The following is a 19,894-nucleotide window of genomic DNA, read 5'->3' on the forward strand; positions in this document are numbered from 1 at the left end:
CCCACGGCCTGGCCGTGGGCCGCAAGCACGGCCGTACTCCTCTTCTCCAAATGATTCCTACCACTACACTTCGACGAAACGGAGGGACCATGGCTACCGGCACGCAGGATGTGCGTGGGGCCCCCACCCCGATCGTGGAGATGTCCGGCATCACAGTCACCTTTCCGGGAGTGAAGGCGCTCGACGACGTCGACTTCCGTCTTTTTCCCGGCGAGGTGCATGCTCTCATGGGCGAGAACGGTGCAGGTAAGTCCACGCTCATCAAGGCGCTGACCGGCGTCAATAGACTGACGGCGGGCACGATCAAGGTTGACGGTGAGGAGGTGAGTTTCGCCGATCCGGCTGATGCGCAGAACAACGGTGTCGCGGTTGTGTACCAGGAGGTCAATCTCTGCCCCAACCTATCGGTAGCCGAAAACGTCATGCTGGGGCACGAGCCCAAGCGTGGTCCCTTCATCAACTGGCGGGAGATGCGCCGACAGACCAAGGAACACCTGTCGCGACTTCACCTAGATATTGACCCTGCCACCACGTTGTCGCAGCACAGCATAGCTACTCAGCAGTTGTGCGCCATTGCGCGGGCCCTGGTCGTCGACGCCAAGGTCCTTATACTTGATGAGCCGACCTCGTCGCTTGACGAGGATGAGGTGTCGGAACTGTTTGAGGTCATCCGAGAACTGCGCGACGCGGGTGTCGCAATCCTATTCGTTTCGCATTTCCTCGACCAGGTATATGAGATATCGGACCGTATGACAGTGCTTCGCAACGGCAAACTGGTCGGCGAGACTCCCACGGGTGAGCTGTCGCGCTCCGAACTCATCTCCCAGATGATCGGCAAGGACGCCGCTGAACTCGACGCAATCGGCGGCGGAACCCATGAGGCGGCGGTCAAGCGTGAGGACGCTCCGGTGCTCAGCGCGCTCGGGGTCTCCAGCAAGGGGAATGTCGCGGCATACGATCTTGATGTGTACCGGGGAGAAATCGTCGGCATCGCGGGCTTGTTGGGGTCCGGTCGCACCGAGGCGTCTCGCCTACTGGCGGGGATAGACAAGATTGACACCGGCGAACTGAAGATCAAAGGCTCCAGCGTACGCCTCGCCAGCCCGCTGGCCGCGTTGAAACAGGGGGTCGCATACTCCACCGAGGATCGAAAGAAGGAAGGCATTATCGGCGACCTAACCGTCCGCGAGAACATCGCGTTGGCCGTCCAGGCGTCGCGCGGCGCATGGCGGCCTCTGCCGCGCAAGGAACTGGACGGGATTGTCGATAAGTACATGGAGGCGCTTGACATTCATCCCCGCAATCCCGGGATGTTGATCAAGAACCTGTCTGGTGGGAATCAGCAGAAGGTGCTGTTGGCCAGGTGGCTGGCCACCGCCCCCGCGCTGCTGATTCTTGATGAGCCGACCCGCGGCATCGATGTTGGAACGAAGGCCGAGATTCAACGTCTCGTAGCTGAGCTCGCTGGGCAGGGTATGAGCGTCATCTTCATCTCCTCCGAGTTGGAAGAGGTCTTACGCCTCTCTCACCGGATCATGATTATGCGAGACCGCAGTAAGGTGGGCGAAATGGTCAACGGGCCGGGGGTTACGGCCGGCACTGTCATGTCGACTATTGCTGCTGAGAAGGGTGAGGCCGATGAGTGATGCACGGTCGAACGAAGGTACGGATAATCGGGCGCCCGCGGATATCAAGCGAGGTTCCGCCGTCCGAGCGCCTGGCGACTACGCGGATCGCGAGCGAGTCGAACGGACATCCGCCTTACGGCGTATCACCTCCCACAACCTGTTTGGGCCGGTGCTCGCACTTTTGCTTCTCCTGGCGGCGTGCCAGGTGATGAGCCCGGGCTTCCTGAGCATTTCCCTCCAAGATGGGCACCTGTTCGGACAGCTAATAGATATTCTGCGCGCGGCCGTCACTCCCATGCTCCTCGGACTGGGGATGTGCCTGGTCATCGCTACTGCAGGCATCGATCTTTCAGTGGGTGCCGTTATGGCTATTTCACTGGCGGTGTCGTTGACGTTCCTTGATAACGCCAATGATGCTGCAGCGCCGGGGACTGTCGTTACTGCGATCGGGCTGGGCCTGGCGGTCGGGTTGGCGGTAGGCGTGTTTAACGGCTTCCTGGTCTCCGTGTTGGATATACAGCCATTCATCGCCACGATGATCCTCATGGTTGCGGGCCGGGGTATAGCAATGCTTATCACGCGGGCACAGATCACAACGGTGACTTCGGCGCCGTTCAAGTCGATCGGTTCCGGATTCACCCTCGGTCTGCCGACCCCGGTAGTCATCGGTGCGCTGGTGTTCATCCTGCTGGTATTGTTCGTGCGCAAGACGGCTCTGGGCATGTTGGTGGAGTCGATCGGCATCAACGCGGAGGCGTCGCGTATATCGGGTGTGCAATCGCGCCGGATTATGTGGCTCGTATACATTCTGTGTGGCCTGCTGGCGGGCTTGGCGGGGCTCATCTACGGTGCCCCGACCATGGCCGCGGACGCTAATAATATCGGCCTCATGAAGGAGATGGACGCGATCCTCTGTGTCGTCATAGGCGGCACAAAGATGAGCGGCGGCAAGTTCTATCTCGGCGGCACGGTAGTCGGCGCTCTGGTGCTGACCACTATCGAGCGCGCCGTCATCATCTTTCACATCCCTGCGACCGCGACTCCGTTGTTCAAGGCAATTGTCGTCATCGTGGTTGTGGTCGCGCAGGCACCGCAGTTCCGCGACTGGGCCCAACGCCACAAGCGGGTCGGCGGGGCCGTTGAAGACTCGGTTAGGGAGGTAGCGGCATGAGTGACGTAGCCATGTCCACCGTGAACAAAAGGAAGCGAGACAACGCTGGGCGGGGCGCCGGGAAGGCCGCTCGCAATGGCCTCCTTGCTCGTGTATTCGATCCGAAGTATTTGCCGGTAGGCTCCACAATACTGACGCTGCTGATCATGCTCGCGATCGGCCAGGTCCGGTACTCGGGTAGTCGTCCGTTCGTCTCGATGAAGCTGTTCTCGAATCTCTTCGCTGACAACTCCTTCATTCTCGTTCTGGCCGTCGGCATGACGGTCTGCATCCTCACCGGTGGTATCGATCTTTCTGTGGGCGCGGTCGTGGCCCTCGTAGGCCTGGTGATAGCGAAGCTGTTGCCGGCGGGGGTGCCGCTGCCGATCGTGCTGGTCGCCGCGGTGCTCATCGGCACCTGCTCGGGCCTGCTGATTGGGGTATTGGTGAGGTACTTCGACTTTCAACCATTCATCGCTTCGCTAGCGGTGATGTTCCTCGTCCGTGGCGTCGCCAACCTGGTGTCCGCTCAGTCGCTGGCCATTAATGACGAGGGCTTCTCGGCCTTGGCCTCCTGGGCGATTAAATTCGGTGAGGGTCGCGATTCGTGGAAGATTACGCTTCCGATGATTATTGCATTCGTGGTGGTGCTGATCGGTTTCTATCTGCTGCACTACACGCGTTTTGGTCGTACCGTGTACGGCATCGGGTCCGGCGATGATGGTGCGGCGGCGAATCTCATGGGACTCGCGGTAGGCCGCACGAAGATCCTGCTCTACATGTTTTCGGGGACGTGCGCGGGCATCGCCGGCATCCTCTTCGCCATGTACACCAAATCGGGCTATAACCTCACCGGTGTGGGCATGGAGCTGGATGCGATCGCTCCGGTGGCCATCGGCGGCACCTTGCTGACCGGCGGGCGCGGATACGTCTGGGGTAGCGTCGTGGGCGTTATGGTCTATGGCCTACTCCAGGTTCTGATCGCCCGCGAGGGACTCGACTCGTGGTGGACGAAGGTATTCATTGGTGTCTTCCTGCTCGCCTTCGTGCTCCTGCAGCGTGCACTGAGTCGTAGGGGTAACTGAACTAGGTGACCCGGATTCCGGTGGCGGGGCGTTCCGATACTTCTCGGTCCACCCCGCCACCGGTTTTGTGGCTTTTCGTGTTTGTGGGTGGGGTGTCTGGGTGGTGGTTTGTGTGTGCTCCGGCGGGTGCGATGAGCGGGGATGGGATAGTTCACCGTGAATCTCGGCGGATAGCGGCGGATCACGGCGGATAGCGGCGGATCACGGCGGATAGCGGCGGATCGTGCGTGAGGGTTCGCGCCTTCGCCTGACGGTTCGTACGCTCGGGTCGACGGTTCGGCACATCCAGCGACGGTTCGTACGTTCTGGTCGACGGTTCGGCACATCCGGCGACGGTTCGTGGGGTAGGGGTACGAACCGTCGTCGTTCATGCCGAACCGTTGCTGCTACCTGACGAACCGTCACCGGAACACACGAACCGTCCACCCCACGACACCACCCCATCACGCCGCGCCCTGACGCCGACCAATGATGGCCCACGTGCCAGAGCCCTCCGACACACCGCACTCGGCAGTCCACCTGACCCGCGCCCGCCGGTGTGGGCCAGCGCCCGGCTGAGTGGTCCGGCGGTGTGGGCCTGGGGGTGTCGGGGAGGTCGTTTGTGACGCTAGTTAGTGGTCTGTTGAAGGTCTCCCGGGGCGTGCGGCAGGCCGGTGAGTGGCGTTGCGGAAGGTCAAGGCGGTGTTGCGTACCGAAACCCTCCACATTCGGGAGGGTCTCGGGCCGAAGAGGACGTTCTGGCCGAACCAAGGTCGTTCTCAGTCCAACCAGAACACACCACCAGCCACACCTCCCAAACACGAAGAGCCGCTTTAGGCCGGTGTGTCGTTGGGTGTTCGCAGTCGGCGTGCCTTGTTTGGAGCGCTTCTTTATGTTTGGACCGCCGTAGTGTGCCACTGGGGCGGCCCAAACAGACGTAAGGGCTCCGACCGATGTCGGCCCCACCCGGCGAGGCCGGCTGCGGCGCGGTGGTCGAGGCCCGGCAGGCGGTGCACTCCCACCGTTGGGCGCCTACGGCGGTGCGGCTCGAGCTGCCGGGAACTGAGCCAGGCTCGGCGCCGGCGGCGGTGCAGGATCCACTGACCGCCGGCGCCGAAGCGGCTCAGCTCTCCGACCGGCGCCGGAGCAGTACGGTGCCGGACACAAGCAGTCCTGCAGCGGCGAAGGCGCTGGCGATATTGACCCCGGTTCGCGCCAGCGAGTGTCCGGACTTTCCGGGCACCGGTTGGGCGGAGGCCCGGGCGGTGATAGCCGCCTCGGCGCTTTGGCTGGGCGTGGAGCCCGGGCTTTGGGGAATGGCCGTAGGCATAGCGCTGGATGCGGTCGTAGCCTCGGGTATCGGTGCGGAGGTGGGAGCACCCGCACTGCTGGTCGCCGTCGGCTGCGGCACGGCGCTAGGAGTCCCGGCCTGAGTGGGTTCTGGTGTGGCGATGGGCTGCGTGAGTGTCACGTGCACGGTGTAGGTCGTCTGCGTCCCGTCGGGCGCGGTGACCGTGATCGTTGTTGTGCCCTGGCCATCCGAGCGTTGATCAACGCTCGCGTCGACGTCGGTCGGTACGGCGAAGACGGGCGGCTGCTGATCGGCGGTGACGGTGAGTGCGTACTCGGTGACATCGGGGGAGAACCCCTCCACGTCAACACCGCCTACGGTGAGCCGAGAGAGTGTCGATACCGAGGACGGAGCCGCGCGCAGGGCGTTTATCTCCACCTCTGAGACGATCATGTGGGTGTTCTCGCGTGCAGTGAGTACGAAGCGCACAGCCGCGGCCTGGATGTTTCCAAAATCGACTGTCACGGTTGGTGCCGTTGCTTGATCTGGGACGGGCACGCTCGGCAGGCTCATCCAGGATCCGGTGTCGGGATCGAGATACTCGGGGACAATCTGCGTTGCCCAGCTGTGTGAGGAGCCGTCCATGTAGAAATACACAGTTGCATCCGTCACCGTCTCGTTGTCCGCGAAGGTGTAGGTGAGAGTGTCGCTGAGGTTCTTATCCGAGGACTTCCAGTTCGACCAAGCCTTATCGGTCAACACGAGGTTCGTCGTGCCCTCGACGGAATAGCCGGGCTCGGTGAAGGTGGCTGTAGGGGCCGACTCGGGGGCGATGTTCGCAGGGGCGACACCGACGACGATCACGTTGAGTGTTGCCGGGATTTCGGCGCCGCCCGAGGATGCGGTTCCCGGTACTACGTACACGCCCACGGTGGCGAGTTGCTCGGCGGTGAGGTCTGAGAAGTCCCAGACTACTGGGGCGTCGAAACGCGAAGCGGAGTCTCCGGCCTGGGCGCGTACCGTTTCCGGCGCCCCTGCACTCACATCCGCGACGGAGGCGCCACTCCGGACCGTGACGCTGGTCGGGTCGGAAGAAGTTGCCGGTCCCACCTCTATCGTGGCTACGACGTCGTCGAATGCGTTTCCGTATGCATCGGTACCGGAGCCGTGGATTGTGACTGTACCCGACGTCGACCAGTCCTGCCCGGACACGTCCCAGGTCACGGAGGCGGGGGCGCCGGGGCCGTCCGCGTAAAGGGGAATGACGGTCTCTGGCAGCACCGGGACTACGCCTACAGACGTGTTAGCGGTGACCGGTTTGAAGCCCGTGATTGTGATGTCCCGGGCGGTCCAGCGCTGGTTGCCGCCGCCGTTGGACTTGTAGGTCCCTATGCGGCTGCCCGCGCTCTGCGCCTGGCCGTTCACCTCCACCACTACGGGGCGGGCGGTGGACACCAGGGAGAAGTCCTCGCCGTTAGTGGTGGTCACGATCCACGTGCTTGAGTCCTCCGAAACGGTGTCGGGAGCGGCGGCAACCGCCGTACCGTCGACATCTGCCAGCACCTGCCCGGCACGGTTGGTGAGTGTGACGCGCTGTTGGTTGGTGCCGGCGCCGGAGAGAGTGTGCACGGTCCACAACTGGTTTGCGGAGTCCGCGGGGGTGAAGTCGTCGATGACTACGCCACCGTTCTTCGCCGTCAGGGACCGGCCGGACTGAACGCCGGTGACTTCGTAGGTGTGGCCGTCCTGAAGGAATGCAGCGTTGTCGGCGACACCGGTGACGCCGTCGATAAGGAATGTGGTGACGGACATCGCGGGAACGGTCAGTGTAGCCGTCTTGGTGACAGGGTCGACGTTGAGGGCCGAGCCGGTCACCAGCGCGTTGGCGGTCGGATCGGACTCGGGGGACTCGGTAGTGGTTACTGGGGTAACGGTCGCGCCGGCGACCGAGGCGAACTTGGACAGGTCGATGGTGACTGCGCGCTCCTCGGAGGAGTCATTGATATGAACCATGTTGACTCCGGACCCGTCGGGGCGGATAGCCGCGGTCGACTGTGTGGAATCCGTCGGGATGAGATGGGAGCCGGGGACGATGTAGTGCGTGTAGTTGCGCACGGTGTTGTACTTGGAGTTCGTCAGGACTTTGCAGCTCGGATCGGCGTCGCCGTCGGCCAGGCGCCGTTCGGAATCGCCGTTGTCGTTGCAGTCGAAGTCGATGAAGACCGAGCCCCAGTTGAGCCGCTCCACCTTCTCCATGTTGTAAAGGTCCTCGACGGGTTGCCAGAACACCCAGGCATCGGGCTCGAGCTCGCGCAGGTCGTCGGTGATGTGCTGGGCCATGCCTAGACCGTTGCCCATCTCGGTGAGGTTCAGCCCGTTCTTCGGGCTCCAGTCGCCCTCCACCTCGCTCATCCAGAGTGACGTGTCATCAACCTTGGCTATGTCGCGGACGACCTGGCGATCGCCCGTACCATAGGTGTGCACGTTGTACTGGTCGACCGCGGCCCGCGACCGGGCGGAGTACGCGTTCCAGTCGGTGACGAAAGTGCTGGGATTGGTTTCATCCATAGCGGAGATGACGGCCTCGGTGCCGGTCCCGGGCTCGTTGAGGCGAGCCTGGAGGACCTGGATCATCTCGTTCTGTGCTTGCGGACCGATGTGGGCGCCCTCTTGCCGTGAGGAGGAGTTGGGCCACTGCTCGCCGCTGCGGATCGATGTGGACCAATAGTTGGTGTTGGGCTCGTTGAAGGGGTCAATCGTGTTCACCTTGATTCCGTGGGCAGATTCCAGCTCATCGACCACGGTGACGAGGTAGTCGGCGAAGGCCTCCATGTCATCGGAGGACAGTTGCTCGGCCCAACCGTCGTTGACGCCTCCGGAGACGAACCCCGACTGGGTGAGGAAATACGGTGGGGAATTGGAGAAGGCCTCCCAGTGCGTGATGTCGGCCTTGATCGCGTCTATCCACCACCGTTGCGTCGCATCCGCAGACAGGTTGTAGGAGTTCGTGTCGTCGCCATTCCAGGCGGCGCGGTAACGGCCGCGGTCGGCATAGGTCGAGGTGATGCTCCCCTCGTCGTCCGTTGCGTGCAGATCGGGGTTCCACCACCCTTCGACTGCTCCTCCTGGACGTAGGTAGTCGGGAACGTCCGTCGCGTTGCCGCCGCCGATGTTGTAGCGCGCAATGTTGAGGTTCAGCCCCTCCTCGCCGAACACGGCGTCGCGTAGCTGTTCACGGACCTCTTGCGGGTAGTCCCCGGTGGCGTTGGCAAACCAGACCAGGGAAGTCCCCCAGCCTTCGAAGGCGTCCGATTGATAGCTCGGGTTAATGGTGACGGTGACTGCGGTGGCTGCTGACGCCTTGGGTGGCGCTATGCCAACGATTCCAGCAGCCGCAAGTGATGCGGCTGCGAGGGCCGCCAGGGTGCGGATACGTAGCTTCCTCATGAACTCTCCCCATTGAGAAATAGCGGAATATCAGCGATGGTTGCGCAAACATCACTGCCTGTACCGATTATTGCCGCGCCCCACCGCGGCGTCAAGGGTGAGGAAACTTGTTCAGTGCTTCCGTGGCGGTGCCGTGGATGCGCGTACCACCAGTGACGTCGGCACCAGCTCCTGGCCGGTCTCGGCCACCCCGGTGCTCATCATGCGCACCAGGCGGGCCATACAGGCCCGGCCCATGCCGGCAAAGTCCTGGTGCACGGTCGTCAGCGGGGGAGCGAAGTCGGCGGCAAGGGGGATGTCGTCAAAGCCGACCACCGACAGGTCCTCCGGGACGTGCCGCCCCAGATCCTGTGCGGCGTGCAGCAGTCCGAGTGACATCTCGTCATTCGCGCAGAAGACGGCGGTGCAGCTCGGATCCTTCAGCAGAGTCAGGGCTGCCTGGTAGCCGGAGCCGGCCGACCAGTCGCCGTGTGCCGGCTCGGGCACCCGCCGTCCGGCCTCGGTGAGCACTTCACGCCAGGCCTTCTCGCGGCGCTGTGCCGAATACGAATAGGCCGGGCCGGTGATGTGGTGGACGGTCGCGTGCCCCAGTGCCAGTAGGTGCTCGACGGCGGACCGAGTGCCGGCGGCCTGATCGGTATCGACCACCGCATGATCCGGGCCCAGGGCGGAATCGACAACGACGAGGTGCTCGACGTCGGGGAGCGTGAAGGACGCGCCCTCGGCGTCGTCGGGCATCGACTCCATCACCAGGATGATCCCGTCGACCAGCAGCTCGCTCAGGCGGTCGAAGGCTCCCGAGACGGAGGCTGTGGTGCGGGACTGCGGTGCCATGAGGGTGACGGTGTAGCCGTGGGATGAAGCGGACTCGGAGATCGCCGCGAGGGTAGAGGTGTTGCCTGTAGCGGTCAGGTCGAACATGACCACGCCGATGTTGTGGAAGCTGCCGCGTTTGAGGGCGCGGGCGGCCGCGTTGGGGTGGTAACCGAGCTCGCGCATGGCTGCGACCACCCGCTCGCGGGTCTCGGGGACCACGCCCTCGTATCCGTTGGACACGCGCGAGACGGTTTGTGCGGAGACGCCGGCCAGCTGAGCCACGTCCGCCATGGAGACCTGGCGGCGCCGTCGTGCGGGCATGATGACCTCCTGAGGTCAACGATGGTTGGGGTCATGGTTGACATAACTGAACCGATGTGACAAGGTAACACCCGTTCACGATGTTTACGCAACCATCCCCGCTGTTGCAATTGTTTGCGTAAACACCACTCTATCGGCCCACTCCGCTCAGTGCAGAGACGGAAGGACAAGGATGTCGGCGATTCCCGTCGCAGCGAGCACCTCCGGTGCCGCGCAAACCAACCCCGCGCCCGAGCGGCGCCATAAACGTCGCTGGACCGGATGGGGCTTCGTTGGCCCCTTCATGGTGGTCTTCGCCTTCGTTTTCCTCGCACCCATCTTCTACTCGATCTACCTGAGCCTGTTCCAGAACCGGATGGTCGGCGGCAACCAGTTCGTCGGCCTGGACAACTACATCCAGCTCTTCGGCGACCCGCAGTTCTGGGAGGCATTCCGCCGCGTCGCACTGTTCCTGGTGGTTCAGGTGCCCATCATGCTGACGCTGTCGCTGCTGGCGGCCTTGGCGATCGACTCTCTGAAGCTCCACGGCACGGCGTTCTTCCGCATCTCCATCTTCATGCCCTACGCGGTGCCCGCCGTGGTCGCCGCGCTCATGTGGGGCTTCATGTACGGCAACCGCTTCGGCCTGGTGGGCTCACTGTCCGACTTCCTCGGTGTGAGCATCCCCGACCCGTTGGGTGCGAACGTCATTCTGGTGTCGATCGGCAACATCGTCACCTGGGAGTTCGTCGGCTACAACATGCTGATCTTCTACTCCTCGCTGAAGACGATTCCGCACAGCCTGTACGAGGCCGCCGCGATCGACGGCGCCAGCGAGTGGCGCATCATCACCGCCATCAAGATCCCGGCCCTGCGCGGCGCCCTGGGTATCGCCACGATCTTCTCCATCATCGGATCGTTCCAGCTGTTCAACGAACCCTCGATCCTGCAAAGCCTCGCCCCCAACGCGATCACCACCTACTACACGCCGAACTACTACGCCTACAACCTCTCCTTCGCCGGCCAGCAGTACAACTACTCGGCCACCGTCGCCATCGTCATGGGCCTGATCACCATGGCCGTGGCCTACTTCGTCCAGCTGCGCGGGAACCGGGAGAACTGAGCCATGAGCAAGAAGACCACCGAGGCCGCCGTCGCCCACCGCGGTTACAACGTCGAGAACCCCCGCAAGAGTTGGCTGCTGACAATCGTGATGGGCCTGATGCTCATCTACACCTACCTGCCGCTGCTGTGGCTGTTCATCTCCTCGACCAAGACCCAGGGGGACCTCTTCTCCACCTTCGGGCTGTGGTTCGGTCATGACTTCGCCCTGTGGGACAACATCCGCGAGACGCTCACCTACAACGACGGCCAGTTCGTGCGCTGGTTCCTGAACACGCTGATGTACGTGGTTCTGGGCGCCGGCGGCTCCGTGCTGCTCTCGGTACTGGCCGGGTATGGTCTGGCCAAGTTCGACTTCCCGGGTAAGAACGCCGTCTTCGCCATTGTCATCGGCGCCGTCGCCGTCCCCGGCACCGCGCTCGCGGTCCCGACCTTCCTCATGTTCGCCAAGCTGGGGCTGACAAACACTCCGTGGTCGGTGATCATCCCCTCGCTGATCTCGCCCTTCGGCCTGTATCTGATGTGGCAGTTCACCCGCGACGCCGTGCCCACCGAGCTGCTCGAGGCGGCCCGGATCGACGGCGCGAGCGAGTTTCGTACCTTCCGTCAGGTGGCTCTGCCGCTGCTGGGCCCCGGCATCGTGACGGTCGCCCTGTTCGCGATCGTGGCCACCTGGAACAACTACTTCCTGCCGTTGATCATGTTGAAGGACGCCAGCTGGTATCCGCTCACCATCGGTTTGAACGCCTGGAACGCGCAGGCCGCTACGGCCGGAGGGCAGGCGATCTTCAACCTGGTCATCACCGCCTCGCTGCTCACCATCATTCCGCTGATCGCGGCCTTCCTCGGCTTGCAGCGCTTCTGGCAGGCCGGCCTGGCCTCCGGCGGCGTCAAGGAATGATGCCGCCACTCCAAGCCTCCTTCCGCCTGCCCCTGCGTCCTTCGACTACATCAACCCCCAACCCAAACACTCCCACCAGCACCGCAAGGGTGCGAATTGGAAAGGAAAATCCCATGACCATCGATCGTCGAATGTTTCTGCGCGCCGGCTCTGCCGTGGCCGTGGCCGGCGCTACCTCAGCTCTGCTGGCCGCCTGCGGCTCGGGCTCCTCGTCCTCCGGTGGGGCGGCCGACGTCGATCCCTCCGCCGCAGCCTCGGCCGCGGAGGCGGGCGGCGAACTGCTCGTGTGGGCGTGGGACAACACCATTGAGCCCTGCGCGCAGGCCTTCATGAAGAAGTACCCCAACGTCAAGGTCACCGTGACCAACGTCGGCACCTCCGCCGACCAGTACACGTCCTTGCAGAACGCGATTTCTGCCGGCAAGGGCGGGCCCGACGTAGCCCAGGTCGAGTACTACGCCCTGCAGCAGTTCTCCATCTCCGAGTCCCTGGCGGATCTGACGCAGTTCGGCGCTGCCGACTACGAGGGCACGTTCACCGAGGGGCCGTGGAACTCCGTTCACACCGGTGAGGGCGTATACGGCCTGCCCCTGGACTCCGGCCCGATGGCCATGTTCTACAACGAGGAGGTCTTCACCGAGCTCGGCGTCGACGTCCCCACCACCTGGGACGAGTACCTGGATGCCGCCCGCAAGATTCACGCCGCCGACCCGAGCAAGTACATCGCCAGCGACACCGGCGACGCGGGCGCCACCCTGTCCGGGCTGTGGCAGGCGGGAGCCCAGCCCTACACGGTGGACGGCACCACCGTCACCATTGACTTCTCCTCGGACGAGGCCGAGAAGTTCTCCGAGCTCCAGACCACCCTGATCAAGGAGGGGCTGCTCGCCCCGATCTCCAGCTGGACCGACGAGTGGTTCCAGGGGCTGGGCGACGGCACTATCGCCGCACTCGTGACGGGCGCATGGATGCCCGGCAACTTCACCTCCTCCGTGCCGGGTGCGTCCGGGAAGTGGCGCGTGGCCCCCCAGCCGCGCTGGGACGCTGACACTCCCGCCTGCGCCGAGAACGGCGGCTCCTCGCTCGCGGTCATGGCCGCCTCCGAGAAGCAGGCGCTGGCCTACTCGTTCGTCGAGTTCTGCTCCGCCCAGGACGGCATCCAGATCCGCATCGACGGCGGCGCCTTCCCCTCCACGACGGCGGAACTCGACTCCGAGGACTTCCTGGGCAAGGAGTTCGAGTACTTCGGCGGCCAGAAGGCCAACGAGGTCCTGTCCCAGGCCGCCAAGGACGTGCTGTCCGGCTGGACCTACCTGCCCTTCCAGGTCTACGCCAACTCCATCTTCAACGACCACGTCGGCAAGGCCTACACGACGGGCGGCGACACCACCATCGCCGAGGGGCTGGCCTCCTGGCAGGACGCCTGCATCGCCTACGGCAACCAGCAGGGCTTCACGGTCTCCTGACCGCGTCGCGCCACCACGACCGACGCTCCATCCGAATCAAGAGAAAAGGTTCCGTCATGCCCGTTGATCTGACCCGTCGCAGCGCCTTATCCGCCCTCGGCGCTTCCGCTCTCGCCCTTACCCTGGCCGCCTGCTCCGGCTCCGACTCCGACGGCGGCAGCACTGCCGAGGTCGACCCCTCGGCCGCGGCCTCCGCCGCCGCGGCCGGCGGGGAGCTGCTCGTATGGTCCTGGGAGCCCACACTCACCGACGTCGTCGCCGAGTACCAGCGCGCCTTCCCCAACGTGAAGGTCGAACTGGTCAATGCCGGTACCAACGTCGAGGAGTACACGGCGCTGCAGAACGCCATTTCCGCAGGGTCCGGCGTCCCCGACGTCGCCCAGATCGAGTACTACGCCCTGCCGCAGTTCTCCCTGTCCGAGTCGCTCGCGGACCTGACCCAGTTCGGTGCCGCCGACCTGGCCGGCTCCTACTCCGCCGGCCCCTGGGCGTCGGTCGCCTCGGACGAGGGCATCTTCGGCCTGCCCATGGACTCCGGCCCGATGGCCCTGTTCTACAACGAGGAGGTCTTCAATGCGGCGGGGGTTGAGGTCCCCAGCACCTGGGAGGAGTATCTCGACGCCGCCCGCGCCATTCACGCCGCCAACCCGGAGCAGTACATCGCCAACGACATCGGGGACGCGGTCAAGACGCTGTCGCTGCTGTGGCAGGCCGGTTCCCGTCCCTACACGGTGGACGGCACCACCGTCGGCATCGACTTCAGCGAGGAGACCTCCCAGAAGTACGCCGAGCTGTGGGCCACGCTGATCGAGGAGGAACTGCTCTATCCCTGCGCCGACTGGTCCGACGAGTGGTATCGGGGCCTGGGAGACGGCACCATCGCCTCCCTCGTCATGGGCGCGTGGATGCCGGCCTCCTTCGTAGGCGGCGTTGAGGCCGGGGCGGGCAAGTGGCGGGTGGCGCCGCTGCCGGCCTGGGAGGCCGGGCAGACCGCCTCCTCGGAGATGGGCGGTTCCTCGCTTGCGGTGACTGCTGCCAGCGATAAGCAGGCCCTGGCGTACCACTTCATCGAATACGCCAACGCCGGGGACGGCGTCGCCAGCCGTATCGCCAATGGGGCCTTCCCGGCCACAACGGCGGACCTGAGCAGCGAGGAGTTCCTGGGGACCGAATTCGAGTATTTCGGCGGCCAGAAGGCAAACGAGATCTTCGCCGACAGTGCCGCGGCCGTCACCGAGGGCTGGTCCTTCCTCCCCTTCCAGGCCTACGCCAACTCCATCTTCAACGACTCCGTGGGCAAGGCCTACGAGTCCAAAGGTGCCACCTCCATTGCCGACGGGCTGTCCGCCTGGCAGCAGGCATGCATCACCTACGGCAATCAGCAGGGCTTCACGGTCTCCTGACCGCGCCCGCACGACGCGCCGTGGAGCCGAAACACGCTTTGACTCCACGGCGCGTCGTCGCCAACCACCACAGAATCGGCTCAGGTCGGTTCAGGACTAGGCAAGGCACGAATGAACAGCAACGCCACCACCCGCCCCGGCTTCCCGCGGCGCCCGCGCCGCGAGAGCGCGGCCATCCACTTCGGTGCCGACTACAACCCCGACCAGTGGCCAGAGGCCACCTGGGAACAGGACATCGCTTTGATGCGGCGGGCGGGCGTAACCGTCGTCACCCTACCGGTGTTCTCCTGGGCGCATATACAACCGAACGAGGACACCTGGGACTTCGAGTGGCTGGACCGGATCATGGACCGACTGGCGCAGGCCGGTATCGACGTCGACATGGCCACCTCCACCGCGTCTCCGCCCGCCTGGCTCACCTCCAAGCACCCCGAGGTACTGCCGGTCACCCGTACGGGTGAGACGCTGTGGCCGGGGGGACGACAGCAGTGGCGTCCCACCTCGCCCGTGTTCCGCCGTTACGCCCTGGAGCTGACGCGCCGTCTGGCGGAGCGCTCTGGAAGCCACCCTGCGCTGGCCGCCTGGCATGTGAACAACGAGCTCGGCTGCCACAACGCCTACGACTACTCCGACGATGCCGCCGCGGCCTTCCGCGCCTGGTTGCGCGAGCGCTACACCACGTTGGAGACGCTCAACGACGCCTGGGGGACGGCATTCTGGTCACAGACCTACCACCGGTGGGAGGAGATCCTTCCACCCCGCCTGGCCGCCTCCGAGCCCAACCCCAGCCAGCTGCTCGACTTCCGTCGCTTCTCCTCCGACGCCCTGCGCGACCACCTGCGCGCCGAGAGCGAAGTGCTGCGGGCCATCACCCCCGACGTGCCGATCACCACCAACTTCATGGTCATGGGTGACACCTCCGCCATGGACTACCCGGGCTGGGCGGATGACGTCGACTTCGTCTCCAACGACCACTACCTGGACCCCGGCCCCGGCGGTATCGATGAGCTCGCCTTCTCCGCCTCCCTGACCTCCGCCATTGCCAAGGGTCGGCCGTGGTGGCTCATGGAGCACGCCACCTCCGCCGTCAACTGGCGGCCCGTGAATCCGCCCAAGCTCCCCGGGGAATTGATGCGCGACTCACTGACGCACCTCGGCCACGGCGCCGACGCCATCTGCTTCTTCCAATGGCGGGCCTCGCGCGCGGGCGCCGAGAAATACCACGCCGCCCTGCTTCCGCACGCCGGGGAGGACTCGCGCCTGTTCCGCGACGTCGTCGCCCTGGGCAAGAGCCTGGAGGACCTGGCCGCGGTGGCCGGCAGCCCGGCACTGCCCGCCCGCGCCGCGGTCATCTTCGACTACGAGTCCTGGTGGTCGCTCACGCAGGAATTCCTGCCGCACACCCGCCTGGACTATCGCGGCCAGGCCCTGGACTGGTACCGGGCCCTGGTCGCCGCGGGAATGCGAGTCGACGTCGTTACTGCACGCAACAATCTGGAGAGGTACGACCTGCTCGTCGCCCCGCTGCTGCACGTCGTGCCCGCCGACCTGGCCGAGCGCCTGCACGCCGCCGTCGCGGGCGGCACCCACCTGGTGACAACCTACTTCTCCGGGACCGTGGACGAGCACGACCACATCATTCTCGGAGGTTACCCCGGCGCCCTGCGCGATCTTTTAGGCATCCGCGTCGAGGAGTTCAGCCCGCTGCTGGACGACGACGCAGCAGCGCTCTCCAATGGCGGCACCGGCCGTATGTGGAGCGAGCGGGTGGAGCTCACCGCTCCCGACGTCCAGGTGCTGCGCCGTTACGAACATGCTCGCGGCATTGAAGCGGGCGTCCCCGCCGTCACGCGGCGCCCGGTGGGACAGGGGTCGGCAACGTATGTCTCCACGCGCCTGGAGGGTGAAGACCTGGCAGAGCTGGTTGCCGAACTGCTTGCGTCCGCCGGCATCGGCCCGGACCTTCCCGAGCCGTTGCGCGGGCAGGTGATTGCCTCCGCCCGCCGCGGCGAGGCGGCAGACTACTGGACACTCACCAACCGGGGGAACCACGACCTCGGGACTGCCGCCGCCGTCGCCGGGACGTTGGGCGGCGTACCGCTGGGAGGCGCCGACTCCCTCGGCGCGAGCGACGCCGTCGTCGTACGGGTGCCGCGCAGCTGAGCCGCCTCACCGCACCTGGGGAATACCCAACTCGTCGCGCGCGTCGCGCATCTGGGCGGCCTCGGCGCGCGAGAACTCGAACTCCGCCTCGCTCCAGTCCCACATCGCCTGGATGAGGGGCTTGAAGCTCTCCCCGCGGCGGGTCAACCGGTACTCAACGCGGGGAGGCACCTCGCCGTAGTCGACGCGCTCCAGGAAGTCGTCCGCAACCAGCTCCCGCAGTTGCTTGGACAGGGTCGAGTCCGACACGCCGTGCAGGCAACGCTTCAACTGGCCGAAGTGTCTGACCTCGGCCAGGGCGACGTAGAAGAGAATCTCGATCTTCCACTTGCCGCCCACGACCTTCTGCAGGGACGCGATCGCGGGGCACCACTCGATCTTGGGGGCCTCGGCCATGCCGCTCCTCTCCTTCGTGCCGCTAGTACTACAGAAAAAGATAGTACTAGCGGAACCGTAGCGCCATGAGTGACAGTTGCTCCAGATGCGCAGGCCGCGCGCAGCGCGCCGGCGCCCACAACCCCGAGGAGGAACACATGAAGGTGACCTACTGGTCGGACTTCGCATGCCCGTACTGCTACGTAGGCGAGACCCGCCTGCACAAGGCGATCGAGTCGCTCGGCCTGGCCGACGACGTCGAGGTGGAGATGAAGGCCTTCGAGCTTTACCCGGACGCGCCCCGCGAGGTGCAGGGAACGACGCTTGACCGCTTCGCCAGGAAGTACCGGCTGACCAGGGCGGCTGCACGCCAGCGCATCGACTCCATCAGCGCGATGGGGCGGGCCGAAGGCATCGACTTCAACTACGCCACCACGCGCAACACCAATATGTTCGATGCGCACCGGCTCACCAAGCTCGCGCACGAGCAGGGCAACACCCGCTTCGAGGAACTCTGCTTCCACGCCTACTTCGTGGACAACGAGGTCATGTCCGACCACGCCGTCTTGCGGCGCCTGGCCAAGCAGGCCGGACTGCCGGAGGTGGACGTGGAGCGCGTGCTGTCCAGTGACGAGTACGCCGACGCCGTGCGTGCCGATGAGCGCGAGGCGCACTCCATGGGGGTGAACGCCGTACCGTTCTTCGTGGTGGACGGCAAGTACACGATTTCGGGGGCCCAGCCGATCGAGGAGATGACCCGCGTGCTCACAAACGCGCGCGACGCGGCGCTCGCGGAGGACACGACCGAGGGCGGCGCCTGCGGCCCGGAGGGGTGCGCGATCTGATGGGGGTACAGGTTCGCCCGCTTCTGGCCCGGGGCGTGTTTGCCACATACGGCTACTTCGTCGTCGACGAGGTCACGCGACATGCGTTCCTGATCGACCCCGGTGCCCAGGCGAACCTGTTTCTGCGTGCCGTGCGCGGGCATCAGTGGACCGTGGAGGCCATCGTGCTCACGCACGGCCACTTCGATCATGTCGGGGCCGTGGATGAGCTGCGCGCTGCCCTGGGCGTCCCCGTGCTGGCGCATGCGGAATCCAAGCGCTACCTGGGCGACCCCGATCTGAACCTGTCCGCCGCCCACGGCGCGCCCCTGCGGGTCCGCGGTGTGGAGAACTTCCAACACGGCGACCGCCTGGCCCTGGGGGAGGGATCGAGCGTCGAACTCGAGGTCCTGCACGTTCCCGGGCATACCGATGACTCCTGCGCCTTCTACTGCGAACAGGCCGGCTTCGCGGTGGTTGGTGACACGGTCTACGAGGGAGGCCCCGGGCTGACCATCTTTCCGACGGGGGATGCGGGCAAGCTCCGTGAGAGCCTGGAGATCAGGCTGCTCACGCTCCCCGATGGCACGGAACTGCTGTCGGGACACTCCCTCCCCATCACGGTCGCGCGCCTCAGACGCGCGGTACGACGGTGCGACGCGGCCGAGTGATTCGGGGCCGACTACCCTGAGCGGCATAGGGCAAGCCGCGACGAGAAGGCTCGGTGCGGCCGGGAGCAACCGAGAAGGATTTGGGCAGCATGGCGCGCGTGGAAGGCAGGCGACCCAGCATGGTCGACGTCGGTCGTGCCGCCGGAGTGTCCGCTCAGACCGTCTCGCGTTACTTCAACGGCGGATATGTCTCTGCCGACGCCAGTGCGCGCGTGGAGGCCGCCGTAAATGCGCTGGGGTACGTGCGCAATCGCATTCCGCTGCAGATGAAGGCGCGGCACACGAACCTGATCGGGCTAGTGCTGCTGGGGCCGCTCAATTACGGCAATTCCGGGATCATGGGCGGCTTGACGCGTGCGGCTCGGGAGGCCGGACAGGCGGTGATGATCTCCCACATGGAACGCGATCCCGCCACAAGCGCAGAGTCCTGGGCGGCACTCCTGACAGAGGTGGACACGCTGTTGTCCATGCGCGTGGACGCCCTGATCGTGGGCTCCCCGTATGACAGCATCAAGCGGATCATTGATTACGTGGATGGCGCGGTCCCGCTAGTAACTCTGGCGGAGTTGCCTGACAAGGCCGTAGACGCCGTTGGCCCCTACTCCTACGAGGCCTCCTGTGCGGTCATGCGGCACCTGATCGCGCTGGGGCACCGCCGGATCCTGCACATATCGGGGCCATCCGACCGGGCACAGGCGGTCGCCCGGCGGCGCGCCTACGAGGCGGAGATGACCGCCGCCGGCCTGGAGGGGTTGCCGGTGCTGGAGAGTCGTGAGTGGAACGCCGCCTCCGGAGCCGAATGTGCTGGGCGGGTGGAGGCGGGATCGTTCTCCGCCGTTTTCGCGGGAAGCGACACCATTGCTCTGGGATTCATCAGTGCACTGCGCCAGCGGGGACTCATAGCGCCCCGCGACTATGCGATTGCAGGCTTCGATGACATGCCCGACGCACAGTTCATGGATCCTCCGCTCACAACTGCACGTATCGACTTCGAGCGGATTGGTGAGGTAGCGCTGCGTCGGGCCGTCGCCGATGTAACCGGCGTCAGTTACGACGACGATGCGCCGCGGCCCGAGTTGGTGGTGCGCGCTTCGACGGCCGGATACCTGGGCGCGCTGGGCTGAGTCGACCTCGGTCGAATACGCAACCGCAGCCCTTGACAGCAGAGCGCAGACTGTTATGCTTAACAGTGTTCATTCAATGTTGAATGAACATGAGACCTGCCGTTGTCCGGCACTGCAGCCGCACGACAGCTTCAACGCCACAGGGGACA

General features: G+C 65.0%; 14 protein-coding genes. 11 read left to right on the forward strand and 3 right to left on the reverse strand.

Translation table 11 applies throughout. The features are described from left to right. Nucleotides 1-89: 89 nt before the first annotated feature. Genes C3B71_RS02895 through C3B71_RS02905 form a run of 3 tightly spaced genes read left to right on the forward strand, consistent with a single transcriptional unit; the run spans nt 90 to nt 3,863 of the window. Nucleotides 90-1,646: a sugar ABC transporter ATP-binding protein gene (locus C3B71_RS02895; RefSeq protein WP_108966030.1), complete on the forward strand. Its 1,557-nt coding sequence runs from the start codon at nt 90-92 to the stop codon at nt 1,644-1,646. After that, nucleotides 1,639-2,799, forward strand: a complete 1,161-nt coding sequence (locus tag C3B71_RS02900) for an ABC transporter permease (protein ID WP_083565358.1) — start codon at nt 1,639-1,641, stop codon at nt 2,797-2,799. Before C3B71_RS02895 ends, C3B71_RS02900 begins: the two co-directional genes overlap by 8 nt. Continuing rightward, the gene (locus C3B71_RS02905) at nt 2,796-3,863 is read left to right on the forward strand and encodes an ABC transporter permease subunit (protein WP_199912557.1); all 1,068 of its coding nucleotides are present in this window, start codon (nt 2,796-2,798) and stop codon (nt 3,861-3,863) included. Before C3B71_RS02900 ends, C3B71_RS02905 begins: the two co-directional genes overlap by 4 nt. 1,102 nt (nt 3,864-4,965) lie before the next feature. On the opposite strand, the gene C3B71_RS02910 is transcribed toward C3B71_RS02905, so the two are convergent. Then, on the reverse strand, nt 4,966-8,580 hold the full coding sequence (locus tag C3B71_RS02910; RefSeq protein WP_108966032.1) for a glycoside hydrolase: 3,615 nt from the start codon (nt 8,578-8,580) through the stop codon (nt 4,966-4,968). Nucleotides 8,581-8,691: 111 nt separating this feature from the next. After that, nucleotides 8,692-9,717, reverse strand: coding sequence for a LacI family DNA-binding transcriptional regulator (locus C3B71_RS02915; RefSeq protein WP_108966034.1), 1,026 nt, complete (start codon nt 9,715-9,717; stop codon nt 8,692-8,694). Nucleotides 9,718-9,889: 172 nt separating this feature from the next. On the opposite strand from C3B71_RS02915, the gene C3B71_RS02920 reads away from it, so the two are divergent. The 5 genes from C3B71_RS02920 to C3B71_RS02940 all read left to right on the forward strand — a co-directional run bounded on the left by C3B71_RS02920 (nt 9,890) and on the right by C3B71_RS02940 (nt 16,751). Continuing rightward, nucleotides 9,890-10,819, forward strand: coding sequence for a carbohydrate ABC transporter permease (locus C3B71_RS02920; RefSeq protein ID WP_073327710.1), 930 nt, complete (start codon nt 9,890-9,892; stop codon nt 10,817-10,819). 3 nt (nt 10,820-10,822) lie between these two features. Beyond that, a complete protein-coding gene (locus C3B71_RS02925) occupies nt 10,823-11,719 on the forward strand; it encodes a carbohydrate ABC transporter permease (protein WP_073327709.1) in 897 nt (298 codons plus the stop codon). Between the two features lie 113 nt (nt 11,720-11,832). Beyond that, complete coding sequence (locus C3B71_RS02930) at nt 11,833-13,185, forward strand: ABC transporter substrate-binding protein (RefSeq protein WP_108966037.1); 1,353 nt, start codon at nt 11,833-11,835, stop codon at nt 13,183-13,185. Between the two features lie 56 nt (nt 13,186-13,241). Continuing rightward, the gene (locus C3B71_RS02935) at nt 13,242-14,588 is read left to right on the forward strand and encodes an extracellular solute-binding protein (protein WP_108966039.1); all 1,347 of its coding nucleotides are present in this window, start codon (nt 13,242-13,244) and stop codon (nt 14,586-14,588) included. A 111-nt stretch (nt 14,589-14,699) separates the two neighbouring features. Then, complete coding sequence (locus C3B71_RS02940; RefSeq protein WP_108966041.1) at nt 14,700-16,751, forward strand: beta-galactosidase; 2,052 nt, start codon at nt 14,700-14,702, stop codon at nt 16,749-16,751. Nucleotides 16,752-16,757: 6 nt separating this feature from the next. On the opposite strand, the gene C3B71_RS02945 is transcribed toward C3B71_RS02940, so the two are convergent. Next, the gene (locus tag C3B71_RS02945) at nt 16,758-17,147 is read right to left on the reverse strand and encodes a winged helix-turn-helix transcriptional regulator (protein ID WP_108966043.1); all 390 of its coding nucleotides are present in this window, start codon (nt 17,145-17,147) and stop codon (nt 16,758-16,760) included. A gap of 65 nt (nt 17,148-17,212) precedes the next feature. Between C3B71_RS02945 and C3B71_RS02950 the strand changes: the two genes are divergently transcribed. From C3B71_RS02950 to C3B71_RS02960, 3 genes are all read left to right on the forward strand, one after another. Then, nucleotides 17,213-17,971 (forward strand): DsbA family oxidoreductase, encoded by a 759-nt coding sequence (locus tag C3B71_RS02950; protein WP_199912558.1) that lies wholly within the window; start codon nt 17,213-17,215, stop codon nt 17,969-17,971. A gap of 35 nt (nt 17,972-18,006) precedes the next feature. Next, on the forward strand, nt 18,007-18,621 hold the full coding sequence (locus C3B71_RS02955; protein ID WP_159097626.1) for an MBL fold metallo-hydrolase: 615 nt from the start codon (nt 18,007-18,009) through the stop codon (nt 18,619-18,621). 89 nt (nt 18,622-18,710) lie between these two features. Further along, nucleotides 18,711-19,745: a LacI family DNA-binding transcriptional regulator gene (locus tag C3B71_RS02960; protein WP_083565354.1), complete on the forward strand. Its 1,035-nt coding sequence runs from the start codon at nt 18,711-18,713 to the stop codon at nt 19,743-19,745. Nucleotides 19,746-19,894 lie beyond the last annotated feature (149 nt).

Origin of the sequence: Actinomyces sp. Z16, assembly GCF_003111765.1 — a bacterium.
GTDB classification, from domain to species: Bacteria; Actinomycetota; Actinomycetes; order Actinomycetales; family Actinomycetaceae; genus Actinomyces; species Actinomyces glycerinitolerans.

Bases quoted from the DNA above. Each gene is read 5' to 3' on its own strand.
- C3B71_RS02900 (WP_083565358.1), top strand. From the start codon at position 1,639: ATGAGTGATGCACGGTCGAACGAAGGTACGGATAATCGGGCGCCCGCG.
- C3B71_RS02945 (WP_108966043.1), bottom strand. From the start codon at position 17,147: ATGGCCGAGGCCCCCAAGATCGAGTGGTGCCCCGCGATCGCGTCCCTG.
- C3B71_RS02920 (WP_073327710.1), top strand. From the start codon at position 9,890: ATGTCGGCGATTCCCGTCGCAGCGAGCACCTCCGGTGCCGCGCAAACC.
- C3B71_RS02930 (WP_108966037.1), top strand. From the start codon at position 11,833: ATGACCATCGATCGTCGAATGTTTCTGCGCGCCGGCTCTGCCGTGGCC.
- C3B71_RS02940 (WP_108966041.1), top strand. From the start codon at position 14,700: ATGAACAGCAACGCCACCACCCGCCCCGGCTTCCCGCGGCGCCCGCGC.
- C3B71_RS02935 (WP_108966039.1), top strand. From the start codon at position 13,242: ATGCCCGTTGATCTGACCCGTCGCAGCGCCTTATCCGCCCTCGGCGCT.
- C3B71_RS02910 (WP_108966032.1), bottom strand. From the start codon at position 8,580: ATGAGGAAGCTACGTATCCGCACCCTGGCGGCCCTCGCAGCCGCATCA.
- C3B71_RS02895 (WP_108966030.1), top strand. From the start codon at position 90: ATGGCTACCGGCACGCAGGATGTGCGTGGGGCCCCCACCCCGATCGTG.
- C3B71_RS02925 (WP_073327709.1), top strand. From the start codon at position 10,823: ATGAGCAAGAAGACCACCGAGGCCGCCGTCGCCCACCGCGGTTACAAC.
- C3B71_RS02915 (WP_108966034.1), bottom strand. From the start codon at position 9,717: ATGCCCGCACGACGGCGCCGCCAGGTCTCCATGGCGGACGTGGCTCAG.
- C3B71_RS02960 (WP_083565354.1), top strand. From the start codon at position 18,711: ATGGCGCGCGTGGAAGGCAGGCGACCCAGCATGGTCGACGTCGGTCGT.
- C3B71_RS02950 (WP_199912558.1), top strand. From the start codon at position 17,213: ATGAGTGACAGTTGCTCCAGATGCGCAGGCCGCGCGCAGCGCGCCGGC.
- C3B71_RS02905 (WP_199912557.1), top strand. From the start codon at position 2,796: ATGAGTGACGTAGCCATGTCCACCGTGAACAAAAGGAAGCGAGACAAC.